At 39.8% G+C, this 703-nt stretch carries 1 protein-coding gene; it reads right to left on the minus strand.

What is annotated here, in order from left to right:
- Window positions 1–651: VIT1/CCC1 transporter family protein (locus AC23MB_RS14305; RefSeq protein WP_487787647.1), on the minus strand; the 651-nt coding region annotated here is incomplete at its 3' end.
- Window positions 652–703 lie beyond the last annotated feature (52 nt).

Below are 703 nucleotides of genomic sequence, written 5' to 3' on the forward strand. Positions count from 1 at the left end.
AATTGTTCCCCAAATGGTAATTCGCAAGATAGCTTTTTTAATGCTTGAACCACCTGTTTTTGCAGATGTCGCTCCTAAAATAACGAGAAAAATTATCGTGAAGCCATATAACCAATATTCCATTCCTTTCACTGGTGCAAAAAGAACAACTAAAAGCGGCAATACGCCACCAACTGTAAAAGATGCTCCTGATGCTAAAGCCGCTTGTATTGGATTTGCTTGACTTATTTCGTTGATGCCTAATTCATCTCTAATGTGTGTTGCCAAAGCGTCTTTTTCTGTCAATTCAATTGCCACTTGTCTTGCGGTTTCTTTTTTTAGTCCACGTTTCTCATAGATTTGAGCCAAAATATTAAGTTCTTCTTCTGGCATTTCTTTTAGTTCCTTAATCTCTCTTTCAATGTCTGCCTTTTCAGTGTCGGTTTGCGAACTTACCGAAACATACTCGCCTGCCGCCATAGATAAAGCACCCGCAACAAGTCCTGCGACTGTTGCCAATACAATAGGTTCTCTTGTCGAACTTGCAGCCGCAATTCCAATGGCAAGACTGGAAATAGAAATTATTCCGTCATTTGCACCAAGAACAGCAGCTCTCAACCAGTTGCTTCGGTGTATGTAATGGCTGTCTAAATAGTTGTCGATTGTTATCATATTCTTTTTTTGTCTTGTTACTGTCGGCACGTTTTAAAATTACGCCTAACGG

The organism is Soonwooa sp. T0.1_25, assembly GCF_057652215.1.